This window comes from Blautia sp. St.27G3 (assembly GCF_059728505.1).
In genome coordinates, this window is the sequence record NZ_BAAGFO010000003.1 from 228,889 (window position 1) to 243,114 (window position 14,226).

General features: G+C 46.5%; 15 protein-coding genes and 1 other annotated feature. All 15 genes read right to left on the reverse strand.

The window, feature by feature from the left end; all coding sequences use genetic code 11:
* Window positions 1–18 precede the first annotated feature (18 nt).
* Window positions 19–3,867 carry a DNA-directed RNA polymerase subunit beta gene (gene rpoB / locus AC6I2O_RS15045; protein ID WP_120390817.1) on the reverse strand — a complete coding sequence of 1,283 codons (3,849 nt, stop codon included), beginning with the start codon at window positions 3,865–3,867 and terminating at the stop codon, window positions 19–21.
* Between the two features lie 229 nt (window positions 3,868–4,096).
* Window positions 4,097–4,468: a 50S ribosomal protein L7/L12 gene (gene rplL, locus AC6I2O_RS15050; RefSeq protein ID WP_120390818.1), complete on the reverse strand. Its 372-nt coding sequence runs from the start codon at window positions 4,466–4,468 to the stop codon at window positions 4,097–4,099.
* 53 nt (window positions 4,469–4,521) lie between these two features.
* Window positions 4,522–5,010, reverse strand: coding sequence for a 50S ribosomal protein L10 (gene rplJ, locus AC6I2O_RS15055; protein WP_120390819.1), 489 nt, complete (start codon window positions 5,008–5,010; stop codon window positions 4,522–4,524).
* A 132-nt stretch (window positions 5,011–5,142) separates the two neighbouring features.
* Window positions 5,143–5,273 (reverse strand) — a sequence feature (ribosomal protein L10 leader region).
* A gap of 237 nt (window positions 5,274–5,510) precedes the next feature.
* Window positions 5,511–6,203, reverse strand: a complete 693-nt coding sequence (rplA, locus tag AC6I2O_RS15060) for a 50S ribosomal protein L1 (RefSeq protein ID WP_120390820.1) — start codon at window positions 6,201–6,203, stop codon at window positions 5,511–5,513.
* A 141-nt stretch (window positions 6,204–6,344) separates the two neighbouring features.
* A complete protein-coding gene (gene rplK / locus AC6I2O_RS15065; protein WP_120390821.1) occupies window positions 6,345–6,770 on the reverse strand; it encodes a 50S ribosomal protein L11 in 426 nt (141 codons plus the stop codon).
* A 119-nt stretch (window positions 6,771–6,889) separates the two neighbouring features.
* Entirely contained in the window at window positions 6,890–7,405 is a 516-nt protein-coding gene (gene nusG, locus AC6I2O_RS15070; protein ID WP_120390822.1) for a transcription termination/antitermination protein NusG, read from the reverse strand.
* A gap of 25 nt (window positions 7,406–7,430) precedes the next feature.
* Window positions 7,431–7,640 carry a preprotein translocase subunit SecE gene (secE, locus tag AC6I2O_RS15075; RefSeq protein ID WP_120390823.1) on the reverse strand — a complete coding sequence of 70 codons (210 nt, stop codon included), beginning with the start codon at window positions 7,638–7,640 and terminating at the stop codon, window positions 7,431–7,433.
* Between the two features lie 29 nt (window positions 7,641–7,669).
* Complete coding sequence (gene rpmG, locus AC6I2O_RS15080) at window positions 7,670–7,819, reverse strand: 50S ribosomal protein L33 (RefSeq protein WP_120391318.1); 150 nt, start codon at window positions 7,817–7,819, stop codon at window positions 7,670–7,672.
* Between the two features lie 225 nt (window positions 7,820–8,044).
* Window positions 8,045–9,016, reverse strand: coding sequence for a DUF4097 family beta strand repeat-containing protein (locus AC6I2O_RS15085; protein WP_120390824.1), 972 nt, complete (start codon window positions 9,014–9,016; stop codon window positions 8,045–8,047).
* Between the two features lies 1 nt (window position 9,017).
* The gene (locus AC6I2O_RS15090) at window positions 9,018–9,602 is read right to left on the reverse strand and encodes a DUF1700 domain-containing protein (protein WP_497743108.1); all 585 of its coding nucleotides are present in this window, start codon (window positions 9,600–9,602) and stop codon (window positions 9,018–9,020) included.
* A 2-nt stretch (window positions 9,603–9,604) separates the two neighbouring features.
* The gene (locus AC6I2O_RS15095; protein ID WP_497743109.1) at window positions 9,605–9,931 is read right to left on the reverse strand and encodes a PadR family transcriptional regulator; all 327 of its coding nucleotides are present in this window, start codon (window positions 9,929–9,931) and stop codon (window positions 9,605–9,607) included.
* Between the two features lie 208 nt (window positions 9,932–10,139).
* Window positions 10,140–10,778 carry a GyrI-like domain-containing protein gene (locus tag AC6I2O_RS15100; protein WP_120390826.1) on the reverse strand — a complete coding sequence of 213 codons (639 nt, stop codon included), beginning with the start codon at window positions 10,776–10,778 and terminating at the stop codon, window positions 10,140–10,142.
* A 1-nt stretch (window position 10,779) separates the two neighbouring features.
* Entirely contained in the window at window positions 10,780–11,106 is a 327-nt protein-coding gene (locus AC6I2O_RS15105) for a TfoX/Sxy family protein (protein WP_120390827.1), read from the reverse strand.
* A 184-nt stretch (window positions 11,107–11,290) separates the two neighbouring features.
* Window positions 11,291–13,528, reverse strand: a complete 2,238-nt coding sequence (locus tag AC6I2O_RS15110) for an ABC transporter permease (protein ID WP_497743111.1) — start codon at window positions 13,526–13,528, stop codon at window positions 11,291–11,293.
* A 5-nt stretch (window positions 13,529–13,533) separates the two neighbouring features.
* Entirely contained in the window at window positions 13,534–14,214 is a 681-nt protein-coding gene (locus tag AC6I2O_RS15115; protein WP_120390829.1) for an ABC transporter ATP-binding protein, read from the reverse strand.
* Window positions 14,215–14,226 lie beyond the last annotated feature (12 nt).

The window sequence follows — 14,226 nt, forward strand, 5'->3', positions numbered from 1 at the left end:
TGGTACTCCTTTCACACGCTACTCTTCGTCAAAAGTTTCTTCCAGTTCCAAAAAGTCCTCATCGCCCTCTGTATCTTCTTCCTCTTCCACGTCTACCAGCTCGCCGCCTTCAAACTCCTGCTTGCTGAAACCATAGTTGCCAAAGGACTCTTCCTCTTTGTTGTGGTATCTGCGGTCACCCTCAATAACAGATCGCAGGTCTGTATCGCCATAATCAACAGACTCCATAAGATGAACTTCTGTATTATCTTCACGGAGCACCTTGACATCCAGGCCAAGCGACTGAAGCTCTTTCAAGAGCACCTTGAAGGACTCCGGAATACCCGGTTCAGGGATATTTTCTCCCTTAATGATCGCTTCGTAGGTCTTGACACGTCCTACAACGTCATCCGATTTTACTGTCAGGATTTCCTGCAGTGTGTAGGATGCGCCGTACGCCTCAAGCGCCCAAACCTCCATCTCTCCGAAACGCTGTCCGCCGAACTGAGCCTTACCACCCAGAGGCTGCTGTGTAACGAGAGAATACGGGCCGGTAGAACGCGCATGAATCTTATCATCTACCAGATGATGCAGTTTCAGATAATGCATGTGACCAATCGTTGTCGGGCTGTCAAAATACTCTCCGGTACGTCCGTCACGAAGCAGTACCTTTCCATCTCTTGAAATCGGAACGCCCTTCCAGAGTGCTCTGTGATCTCTGTTTTCATACAGATAGTCCAGAACTTCCGGCAGAAGCTCTTCCTCGTGTTTTGCCTTAAATTCTTCCCACTCCAGATTTACATAATCATTTGCCAAATCCAGAGTATCCATAATATCAATCTCATTTGCACCGTCAAATACCGGTGTTGCCACATTAAAGCCAAGCGCCTTTGCAGCAAGGCTCAAATGAATCTCAAGCACCTGCCCGATATTCATACGCGACGGCACGCCCAGCGGATTCAGCACGATATCCAGCGGACGGCCATTCGGCAGGAACGGCATATCTTCTACCGGAAGCACACGAGAAACAACACCCTTGTTTCCATGACGTCCGGCCATTTTATCTCCAACGGAAATCTTTCTCTTCTGAGCAATGTAAATACGGACAGCCTGGTTCACGCCAGGCGACAACTCATCGCCATTCTCGCGCGTAAATACCTTCGCATCTACAACAATACCGTACTCACCATGCGGTACCTTCAGAGAAGTATCGCGGACCTCACGCGCCTTCTCTCCAAAAATCGCCCGAAGCAGACGTTCCTCTGCGGTCAGCTCTGTCTCGCCCTTCGGCGTAACCTTTCCGACCAGGATATCTCCCGCACGAACCTCCGCGCCAATACGAATGATACCTCTTTCATCCAAGTCTTTCAGTGCATCGTCTCCGACGCCAGGAACATCTCTTGTAATTTCTTCCGGCCCCAGCTTTGTATCGCGGGACTCTGCCTCATATTCCTCAATATGGACGGATGTATAAACATCTTCCATAACCAGTTTTTCACTTAAAAGAACGGCATCCTCGTAATTGTAGCCTTCCCAGGTCATGAAACCGATCAGCGGATTCTTTCCGAGTGCAATTTCACCATTCGATGTGGAGGCACCATCCGCAATTACATCACCTTTTTCCACACGGTCGCCCTTATAAACGATCGGCCTCTGGTTGTAGCAGTTGCTCTGGTTGCTTCGCACAAACTTCATCAGATGATACTCATCACGCATACCGTCATCCGTACGAACCACAATTACTTTGGAGCTTGAACGCTCTACTATACCGGCATTGCGTGCTACCACGCAGACACCGGAGTCTACTGCCGTCTTGGTTTCCATACCTGTACCGACAACCGGAGCCTCTGTAGTCAGAAGCGGAACGGCCTGACGCTGCATGTTGGACCCCATCAAAGCACGGTTTGCATCGTCATTTTCCAGGAACGGAATCAACGCTGTAGCAACTGAGAATACCATCTTCGGGGAGACATCCATGTAATCAAACATACTTCTCTCATATTCCTGTGTCTCCTCACGATAACGACCGGAAACATTTTTACGGATAAAATGTCCCTCTTCGTCAAGCGCCTCATTTGCCTGCGCCACATGATAATTATCCTCTTCATCCGCTGTCATATAAACAACTTCCTCTGTAACCCGCGGATTCTTCGGATCTGTCTTGTCAATTTTACGGTATGGCGCCTCTACAAAGCCATATTCATTAATTCGCGCATACGTAGCCAACGAGTTAATCAGTCCGATGTTCGGACCTTCAGGCGTCTCAATCGGGCACATTCTTCCATAGTGAGAATAATGTACGTCACGCACCTCAAATCCGGCGCGATCTCTGGAAAGACCTCCCGGTCCAAGTGCAGAGAGACGTCTCTTGTGTGTCAGCTCACCCAGCGGATTGTTCTGATCCATGAACTGTGACAGCTGAGAGGAACCAAAGAACTCTTTTACAGCTGCTGTGACCGGTTTGATATTAATCAAAGACTGCGGGGAAATACCCTCAATCTCCTGTGTGGTCATACGCTCACGGACAACGCGCTCCAGTCTCGAAAGACCGATACGGTACTGATTCTGAAGCAGCTCACCGACTGCACGGATACGACGATTGCCCAGATGGTCAATATCATCGTCATTGCCGATGCCATATTCCAGATGTATATTGTAATTGATGGAGGCAAGGATATCCTCTTTTGTGATGTGTTTCGGAATCAGTTCATGAACCGATCTCCGGATCGCATCTTTGATATCCTCAATATTCTCATTTTCTTCCAGTATTTTCTGAAGCGCTGGGTAGTATACTAACTCTGTAATACCCAGATCGTGCGGGTCACAGTCAACAAAATCGCTCAGTTCCACCATCATGCTGGAAAGAACCTTTACATCCCGCTCTTCGGTACGAATGAGCACGAACGGCACTGCGGCGTTCTGAATCTGATCCGCCAGCTCCCGCGTAACCTCTGTGCCTGCTTCCGCAATGATCTCTCCAGTTGTTGTATCAATTACATCCTCTGCCAGAATATGTCCGCTGATGCGGTTGCGCAGCAACAGCTTTTTGTTGAATTTATATCTTCCCACCTTGGCCAGATCGTAACGGCGCGGATCGAAGAACATACTCATAATCAGACTTTCTGCGCTCTCCACCGCAAGCGGCTCACCGGGACGGATTTTTTTATACAACTCAAGCAGACCCTCTTCATAATTCTCTGAAGTATCTTTCGCGAGGGTCGCAACAATTTTCGGTTCTTCACCGAACAGATCTATAATCTCTGCATTGGAACTGATACCAAGAGCACGAACCAGGACAGTAACCGGAACCTTTCTCGTCCTGTCTACTCGTACATAGAAAACATCATTGGAGTCTGTTTCATATTCCAGCCAGGCGCCACGGTTCGGAATCACCGTACACGAATAAAGTTTTTTACCCAGCTTGTCATGCGCGATTGCATAATAAATGCCAGGAGAACGAACCAACTGGCTAACGATAACACGCTCTGCACCATTGATTACGAACGTGCCAGTCGCTGTCATCAGCGGAAGATCTCCCATAAAAATATCATGCTCACTGATCTCGTCATTTTCTTTATTATGAAGACGAACCCGAACCTTAAGCGGTGCAGCAAACGTCGCGTCACGCTCCACACATTCTTCGATCGTGTACTTCACATCATCTTCGCACAATTTGAAATCAACAAACTCAAGACTCAGCTTGCCGCTGTAATCTTCTATTGGAGAGATATCATCAAAGACTTCTTTCAGACCCTCATCCAGAAACCACTGGTAAGAGTCCTTCTGAACTTCAATAAGATTCGGCATCTCAAGGACTTCCTTCTGGCGCGCATAGCTCATTCGGAAGCCTTTCCCATTTGTAATAGGATGTATCCTGTTTTTCTCCATTGATGTTTCACCTCTGTTCTTTCTGCAGTCTGATTCAACTTTTGGGCATAGTTATACCATGGGGTACAATCCTGCACAATAATGCAACTTACACTTTAGCACAATTGGAAAGTTGTGTCAAGGACAAAAGTTGCTATGCTTATACTAAGTATAAAAAAAGAACAGCCCCAGTCATTTCTGACTTTCGGGCTGCCCTCATTTCTTTGTGCACAACTGAAAATTTTTCCGATTATTTCAGTGTTACTTTTGCGCCTTCTGCTTCGAGTTTTGTCTTCAGCTCTTCTGCCTCTGCCTTGGAAGCGCCTTCCTTGATTACCTTCGGAGCGCCGTCTACTACTTCTTTTGCTTCCTTCAGACCAAGACCTGTAGCTTCACGAACAACCTTGATAACCTTAACCTTGTTCGGGCCTACATCTGTAAGTTCTACATCGAACTCATCCTTCTCTTCTGCTGCCTCTGCCGGGCCTGCTGCTGCAACTACAACGCCTGCTGCTGCAGATACACCAAATTCTTCCTCACAAGCTTTTACCAGCTCGTTCAGCTCAAGTACAGATAACTCTTTAATAGCTTCGATAAATTCAGCTGTTGTTAATTTTGCCATTTTATTTTCCTCCTGATTATAATAGTTTTTCGTTTTAATAGCGATCCCTTTTCTTACTCAGCCTTTGCTTCTGCAATCTGATTAAGCACACGAGCGAGATTGGTAATCGGTGACTGGATACTTCCAAGAAGTTTTCCAAGAAGTTCTTCTCTTGACGGAACAGATGCCAGAGCGTTTACCGCCTTCTCATCGTAGTAACCACCTTCTACGATACCAGCCAGCATCTTCATTGTCGGAGCTTCTTTTGCATACTTGGAAATAATTCTTGCCGGTGCTGTCGCATCATCTTTGGAAATAGCGATCGCATTCGGTCCATCCAGATGTTTGCAAAGCGGCTCGCAGTCAGTTCCTTCGAATGCAAAGTTCATCATTGTGTTTTTGTATACTTTGTAAGTGATACCGGCTTCTCTTAATTCTTTACGAAGCTTTGTATCTGCTTCCACCGTAATACCGCTGTAATGAACCAGAACAACAGACTGAGCGTCTTTGATATTCTCTGCAATCTCTGCAACGATTGGTTTCTTCTGTTCAACTTTTGCCATGAATGGTGCACCTCCTTATAGATTTAAGTGTACCGCCGGATTATGCAGGAGATAAATCGAGTAGGGAAAATTTCTTTCCCTGCTCGCTGTGCCACCCACATGTTGCATCAGCAACTGTATTCCTAATGCGGGCGTGTGCATAAAAAATCCCTCTGTCAGACAGAGGGCATAAATTCTTCCTGAGAATCTCTATACTCCTCGGCAGGCGTTTTCTCCTTATGCCTTTCGGCACCTGCTGTCTTCGGCAGTCATCCTGTACAAGATATCACGTGTGCGGGCGGTTTGTCAAGTGTTTTTTCACCCCCACTGTAACTACACCGTGCATCCGGACGAGTAAACTCGTCCGGATCGCGGGCTTCGCCCTATCATCAGCAAGATACCCCCCGCTGCACATGAGGTAAGCTCATGCAGCGGGGGTATCTTGCTGATGGCACGGCTCATTGCCAACGCGCAAAAAATCCCCGAAGCGCGTACCTTCGGGGATCATATGCAATGTCTGATTAAGCAAGCTTTGTCGGATTCAGCTTGATTCCAGGTCCCATAGTCGGTGCGATGGTAACGCTCCGCAGGAACTGGCCCTTTACAGCTGCCGGTCTTGCTTTGTTGATTGCTTCAATAAGCGTCTGGAAGTTGTCCGTTAACTGCTCCTCTGTGAAGGAAGCTTTTCCAATTGGCACATGAATGATGTTTGTCTTGTCCAATCTGTATTCAATCTTACCAGCCTTAATATCATTAACAGCTTTTGTTACATCCATTGTAACAGTACCTGCCTTCGGGTTCGGCATCAGGCCCTTCGGTCCAAGTACACGACCCAGACGTCCTACAACGCCCATCATGTCCGGTGTAGCAACTACTACATCAAAATCCAGCCAGCCTTCATTCTGAATCTTCGGAATGAGTTCTTCAGCGCCTACGTACTCAGCGCCTGCTGCCAGTGCCTCGTCTGCCTTTGCATTCTTTGCAAATACCAGGACACGAACTTTCTTACCGGTACCGTGCGGAAGTACAACTGCGCCACGGATCTGCTGATCTGCATGACGTCCGTCGCAGCCTGTTCTGATATGAACTTCGATTGTCTCATCAAATTTTGCCACTGCTGACTTTTTAGCCAGTGCAATAGCGTCGTTTACATCGTAGAGAACTGTACGGTCGATTGCCTTTGCAGCCTCTGCGTATTTTTTTCCTCTTTTCATATTAAATGACCTCCTGGTGGTGTTTGCGGGAAATTCCCTCCCACTTTATTTGTTCGTTTACAAAATATTTATTCTTTAAGGGTATGTCCGCTCAACGAAAGGCGCACGATATTTCGCTCGTGCTCGCTAAGCGTTCAGTGCCTACTCCTCTACTGTGATACCCATGCTGCGCGCAGTACCTGCGATCATGCTCATAGCAGCCTCAACGCTGCCTGCATTCAGGTCCGGCATCTTCATCTCAGCGATTTCTCTTATTTTATCCTTGGAAATCGTAGCTACCTTTGTCTTGTTCGGAACTCCGGAACCAGACTTCAGGTTGCATGCCTTCTTCAGCAGAACTGCTGCCGGCGGAGTCTTTGTGATGAAGCTGAAACTTCTGTCCGCATAAACGGTAATAACAACCGGGATAATCAGATCACCCTTGTCTGCCGTTCTTGCGTTGAACTCTTTTGTAAACTGAACAATGTTCACACCATGCTGTCCAAGAGCCGGACCAACTGGCGGAGCCGGTGTTGCTTTTCCAGCAGGAATCTGTAATTTAATATAACCTGTTACTTTTTTTGCCATGTCAGGCACCTCCTATGTGGTAATGTCGGGGGTTTCTTCCCTCCCACGCCCCTCTGCCTCTGCAGAGGGAACTGCTTGCTGTTACTCTGTGAATCCTCTGTGCACTCTGCCCAGCAGGATTACAGCTTTCTGATTTCTGTGAAACTTATTTCTACCGGCGTTTCACGGCCGAACAGTTCAACGTTGATTGTGACACTCTGCTTGCCCTGGTTCACAGCCTGGATCATTCCGACTGTATCCTTCCAAACACCGCCGACTACTGTAACTGAATCCCCTTCTGCGAATTCAACGGTAGTATCATTCGCCTGAATACCGAGATTAAACATCTCCGTATCCGTGAGCGGAACCGGCTTGGAACCCGGCCCGACAAATCCCGTCACGCCACGTGTGTTCCGTACAACATACCAGGTGTCATCGTTCATCACCATGTTGAGAAGCACATAGCCCGGAAACAACTTTTTCTGAACTGTTTTCTTCACACCATTTTTCACTTCGACAACATCCTGAAGCGGCACACGGACTTCCAGAATCTGATCTTCCAGATGTCTGTTTTCAATCGTCTTCTCGATGTTGGCCTTTACTTTGTTTTCATACCCTGAATAAGTATGCGCTACATACCAGTTAGCCTCTGCCATACAATCACCTATGCCCTCAATTCTTTTAGAAACTGATATTTACCAGAACATCCACACCATATTTGAAAATAAAATCCATAATGGCAATCATGATTCCCAGTACGATAGAAACGGCAACGACAGCACCTGTCTGTTTCACCAGTGATTTCTGATCCGGCCAGATGATTTTTTTAAATTCAGCCTTCAGGCCACTGAACCAGCTTTTCTTTAAACTCTTTTCAGCTTTTTCTGCCATGTTCTCACTTCCTTTGCACGGTCTACCGATTATTTCGTTTCCTTGTGTAATGTGTGTGTTCTGCAGAAACGACAGTATTTCTTCGTTTCCATTCTGTCAGGATGCGTTTTCTTATCCTTCGTCATGTTGTAATTACGCTGCTTACACTCTGTACATGCCAATGTGATTCTTACACGCACAACTTCCACCTCACCTTCCGTTTAGTTTACGTCAGCGGAAACCCGCTGTTTTTTAGGCATAAAAAAAAAGCCTGCTTCCATACGCTCGTATAGTGTAACACGAACAAGCCCGGAAAGTCAAGCTTTTCCTGCAATATCGGTACACAAACGCGGTCGCCTGTGTACCGTTTCCTCCTGGCAGATACCAGGGTACATTTAAAAACTCAGCCTCACGTTCTGCGCGCCCTAGCTGATCGTTATACCTCCATCCCGAATTTCAGCCTTCAGTGTTCCCGCTGCTTCCCTGGTATTGTATTCGAAATGCTCCTTGTCTCCGTCTTCCGTCACAGACGATGCCCCGTAATATTCCGGCGCCACCTCAATACTGCCGTCCTTCGTATCCAGAATCAAAGAAAGGTTCTCCTCCTGTCCCTTTTTCAGCTTCAGACTCAGATCTGCGTAATGACCATCTATCGCAATCTCATTTTTGAGCTCCAGCTCTTCTGCTTCCAGATCGCTGTCAGAAAACTTCAATATCACATCATCCAAAATCCCGTCATGCAATTCCAGATCGCCGTCATGCAACTCAAAATCAACCTTTTGGAAACAGAACCGCTCTGCATCTACCCCTCCGTCCTTTGAGGAAACCGTTCCCTGTCGGAATACACAATCGTTTATTTCCAAAACGCCGTATTTCTGTTTGATTTCCACTTCCTCACATTCCAGATTATCAAATGTAAGGTCATTGTCCGCTGCTGAAACTCTGCACTCCTTTAGCACTGCATTTTCCGGAATATACAGGATAACCTTTTCCTCTTTTATCTCTGTTTCAAACCACGGTATCGAAATCTGCATAATATAAAAATAATTTTTTTTCCGCAGTTTCAAATTTCCTTGCTCCACCTCATACAGCAGTGGAAGCTCCCCCTTTTCCTCCTGCAAACAGTAAGAAAGATAATAGTTTTCATCCTCTGATTTTCTGATCTCAAAATTATAATCGCCAAGTTCTGCATCAACAGCCGAAACTTCGTCCAGCAGAATACAATCCTCTTTCATGCCTTGCGTATCACTTCTCTTTGCAGCCCCGTCCAGCTTATTCAGATCTGCCTCCTTCGCATAATCCCAGCCGCCTGCCGCATATCCAAGACCGCAGAAGCATGCCCCTGCAATGCTGCAAATACAGCCTGCTATCAGAATTCTTTTTGTTATTTTTTCCATTTTATGCTTTCCCCTTTCGCAAAATTTTTTTCACAAGTGCCATCAGACCTCTTTCCATTAAACGACTTAGCTTCCAGAGCCCAACTCCTACAAGGATTGCAAGCCCAAACAGTAAAATTCCGCTGCCCGTTATAAATAAAAATCCGGAAATCGAGTACGGAGCAGCCAGAATCCCCCGAATCAAAAGCTTCCCGCCGATCAATACGCCTCCTGCTACAGCACAGGCCGCGCCCGCAAGCACGCATATCCCTGCCAGAATCCCACTCAGCAGCGTCAGAATTCCCGCCGCAAAAAGCGGAATGCCGATTGGTGCAGCCAACAGGGCAAGCACCGTAAGCTTAATGCTTTTTCCCTGAAAAATTTGGTTCTGTTTTCCTTTTTGTTCTGTCTGTTTTGCCAAAAGATTTCCAAGCAGCTCGGCCGCTGCCTCCCGCGGACTTCCCAGCTCTTCAATCACTGCCGCCTCATGCGCCTCTCCCGCATCTTCAAAATGCTCTCTGAAATGATCCATTGCCTGCTCAAACTCTTCGCGCGGCAGCCTTTTCAAATATTTCTCCAGCTGATTCAAATATGCTTCCTTATTCACACCTATAACCTCCCGTCAATAATTGCCTGTATCGTATCTCTGTAGGATATCCATTCTTGTGCCAGAAATCCCAGCTGTTCCTTTCCCTGCTCCGTTATGGAATAATACTTTCGTGTTCTGCCCTGAAAATCCTCTTTGTAGGTGCACACAAATCCACTGCTTTCCATCCGCTTCAAAATGGGATACAGCGTTGACTCCTTAATCGCCGCAACAAGCTTTACGGTCTGGCTGATTTCATACCCATAAGAGTCATGCCTGTTGATCACCGCAAGAATTAAATACTCTATCATAAGTGAAGAAACCGGATAGTACAAATCATCACCTCTCATATGTTTTTTTCTTATATATAAAAATTTTATATATATTATTTTTATATATTATCAGGCGAAACACGATATGTCAAGAAAAACTCTTTCTGAAAAATAAAGGAAACATTCACAAACAAAAACAAACAAAAAAAGGATAAAGCACCATTTTGCTTCATCCTCTCATTCCCTCATATGAATTTCTCTCTCCTACATCTTTTACCATGCCCCTTTAAGCATCTTTCTTCTTGATGGGTGTGCGTATCACAGTACGAAGCCTTTCCTCCTTGCACCTTCTCGGATCACTCAAATATATCTCATGGTGCAGGCGTCCTCCCGACAAATCCGCCTCATAACCGCCCGCCTCTGTAAACGCTTCCATTCGCTCCATCGTTTCTGGCTCGTTGTCGTACCCGCCGATGTGCATACATTGCACGCACAATCCTTCCTGATACGTAAAATAAAATACATCTGATACATCCATCTGTTTCTTTTCTGATACTTCTCTCACAGCCCAGTCGAACGTATCTTTTCCCACGAATTCCGGCAGACGAATCATCGCAATCCACGAAAAGTTTTCTTTTCTGGAATAATCAATTTTCTCTGTGCCGCTCTGCCACCAAAGTCCTTCCAGTGGCGGAACGACATAATCAAAGTAGCCCTCGATCTTATTGGAACCCATTTTGCTCATTTTGATTGTAAACGACACTGCATACAACAGACCAATCGCCTTTTTATATGCTCCATCCGGTTCATTCGGATCGCCCTTTCCCCTGACCGCGACATAATTCATCTCCGGTACTTCGACGAAATCCGGCTTCTTTGGCGGCATATAAAACTCCCGATACTCTTTTTTGTAATCAAATGCCATATCAGCTTTTCTTTCCTTTCTTCGGCTTCGTAGCCGGAAGCGCCCGGCACGTTTCTGATACAAACTGTGTCAGCCATTCTCTGTTATCCGTATCTTCAATCAAAAAATATGGCTTAGCCCCTTCATACGGCGGTTTCTGCGGAAGCTGCGGCTCCAGCTCCTTTCCCGCTTCCGTAATTTTGATGAACAATTCGTCTCCACAGATCAATGCAAAAATTTTGCCGTCGCAGTACATGCCATATTCCCCAAACATTTTTCGGTATGTAATCTGCCCTGCACCTGACAGCTGATCTGCAATATATTCCACAAATTCTGCTTTACTTGCCATCTTCTAGCACCTTCCTATTATCCTGATTATCATAACCATATATTTGTGTTCACATGCTTCCATAACTTTTGTAAAATCCCCTGCCCGCCAGACTACCGAAACTATAACAAAGGATACATGACAGCTATATGTCATGTTTCAAAAATTTTCTGCGAAACTTTTCTTTCTCTATGATCTTTTCAGATCATTCCGACATACTGTCGCCCCTCAGCGTCTTGGCAAGTTCACACTTGCTCAGCTTTCTTCCTCCAAGAAAATAAGCCAGCGCCACAAACCCGAAAACAGTAAAAATAAATGTCAGAATCGGAAGAACCGGAGCCACCCGGATAAACTCCAAAGCATTCAGATTACTTGCTTTTATCATAACTGCCATTGCCATTATCGTCAATACCAGAGTAAGGAACATCGGACGTCCGACTGTAACCAAAGCTTCTATACAAAATATTTTCCACATTCCTCTGGGTGTCAGCCCTATTGACATATAACGGGCAAATTCTTTCTTCCTCTGCCGCAAAAATCCCTGTGTATTCGAAAATACATGCGCAATTCCAATGATAGCTAGGAGCACGCAAAATCCTCCCAATACAAGTTCATAACCTGCAATCATTTTATCATTATCAAGCTTCTCCTGAATTCGGTTTTCACTTTCCACTTCATATGTCTGGCCCACATTTTTTATAATCTCGTCCTCAAGCGCACACAATGCTTCCGGAGACGTCCGATCACCGGCCAGCGCCCGGATATAGCAGTCCGGCTCCGCGCCCCCTACCTTACCTGAAATCTCCCGCCACAAAGACAATGGAATAAAATGTACCAGATCATGATCTGACTTTCCATATTCCTCCCTCAGCGCCGGAGTCATATCTGTACAGGCAAGTACCGGAACTTTTGCGGAATCTTTTTCATCCATAACCTGCCCCGCTTCTCCAGCGGCCGCCATTCTGTGCAAAACAACGGTATCTAAATCCTCTCTGACATAAGGAATATACTGCGGATAGCGAAAATTACTGTGGATACTGTCCCAAATACGATTTAACAGAATTGCGCCGTCGATGCGAGGCGCTATCCCGACCTGTCCACAGAATTCTTTAAAACTCTCATCGTCCAGTATGATGACAGACGCTTTCACCTTCCGAAAATCCGCTTCGTCGTCTGCCACTTCTTCCCCAAACACTGTTACCCCGCCAAGATTTTTCAGCTCCTCACTTTCCGCATCCTTGGGCAGTCTGCACAAAGCTTCTGCTTTCTGGTACAAGACGGTGTTGTCCGCTCCCGGCAATTCCTTCAGCTCAGCTGTCAGTCCAAATGCTTCAATTTTTGTATCCTTCACAGTTGTCATAACATCCCAGACATCCTGATACGCCTTAAAATAAGTATAATCCGTACTGATCCCGGAAAGTGTAAAAAAACACTGCATCATCATAAATCCAAAAAAGGCAAGCATCAGCGAAAGCGAAGTGGTCCGCAGCGCCTTTTTTCTGGCCTTTAGCCCGTTCCCCGCCAGTTCACCCTCCACGCCGAACAGCATTGTCAGAATGGGCGACCTCTTTTTCTTTTTCAGCTGCATCTCAGCAGTCCCTTTTATTGCTTCAAGCGGCGTAAGTCTGCTTAGTCTGTTCGCCGGAATCCATGCCGAAATAAGCACTGTCAAAAAAGACAGAAAAAGAATCCCTGCAAAAACTGCCGGATGCCAGTAAAAGTTCACCTGTCGACCTCCTACCAGCTCCGCCGTCAGCATCCCCATCGCCTTCATGGTACCAAAACTGAGCGCTATTCCTGCGAGAAGTCCCACAAAAATGGGAGCTGCGCATAGCAGAAACGCTTCCTGAAGCAGACAAATCCGTATCTGTCCTGGCGTAGCCCCGATGCTGGAAAAAATACCAAACTGATGAACCCTGCTGTCCATCGACACCGCAAAGGAATTATGGATGACCAGAATCAGAGAAACACACACAATCAGCACCACAGCCAGGTACGCTGGCATCAGAAGCCTCGGCATCGAATCTCCCGGAATACGGATAAAATACAGCGATAATAGCTGATAATTGTATGTAACATCACTTTCTGCCGCTTTGAACCACGCTCTGATGGCCTCCATATCCCGATAAACGGTTCTTTTATTGAAAAAAAGAACATCTACGGTTGTTTTCTGTTCACCAGACAGTTCTTCGTTCACGACTGCCTTCTCCACATTGGCAAACTGCTCAATCAACTCCAGGTCCTCTGCATGAAAAGCGCCTGTAATACGTCCATGCCAGTCTCCGGTTTCCATTTTTGTTCCTTCCACATTGTCCAGCCAGAAATTGTAAAAAAGACTGCACAGAAAAGACAGAAACAGCGCAGCAATAAAAGCTGCCACCACGATCGACAGTCCAGAGGAACGATTCTGTTTGATATAATCCGCTGAATACTCTCTCCACATGCCATCTACCTCCGCTTCTCATCACTGACAATACGCCCGTCCTCTATCGTTACGATGCGGTCTGCCTCCAGCGCAACTTTCTCGTCATGCGTAATCAGCAAAATGGTCTGATTCAGATTCCGGTTCGACAGTTTCAGCAAATCAATAATCTCCCTCGAATTCTTACGGTCAAGATTCCCTGTCGGTTCATCTCCCAGCAACAGTGCCGGACGGTAAATCAGAGAACGCGCAATGGCTGCCCGCTGCTGCTGACCGCCTGACAGCTCGTTCGGCAGACATTCCATTTTATCCGCAATCCCCAGTGAATCAACAATCTGTTCCAGATACTCCTGGTTTGGTTTTCGCTTATCCAGCGCAAGCGGCATCAGAATATTTTTTCGCACGGTCAGCGTCGGAATCAGATTGTAGAACTGATACACCAGTCCTACCTTTCTGCGCCGAAATATGGCGGCCTGTGTCCGGCTCATCGTAGAAATATCCGTTCCCTCCACAAAAATCTTTCCCTCTGTCGGCTGATCGACACTGCCAAGCATATGCAGAAGCGTCGATTTCCCGGAACCGGATGCCCCGACAATCGCGACAAATTCCCCCTTTTCCACAGACAGGTCAATCCGATCCAAAGCAACCACCTGATTATTGCCAGAACCATAAATTTTTCGTACCCCTTCACACTTCAGTATTTCCATACACACACTCCT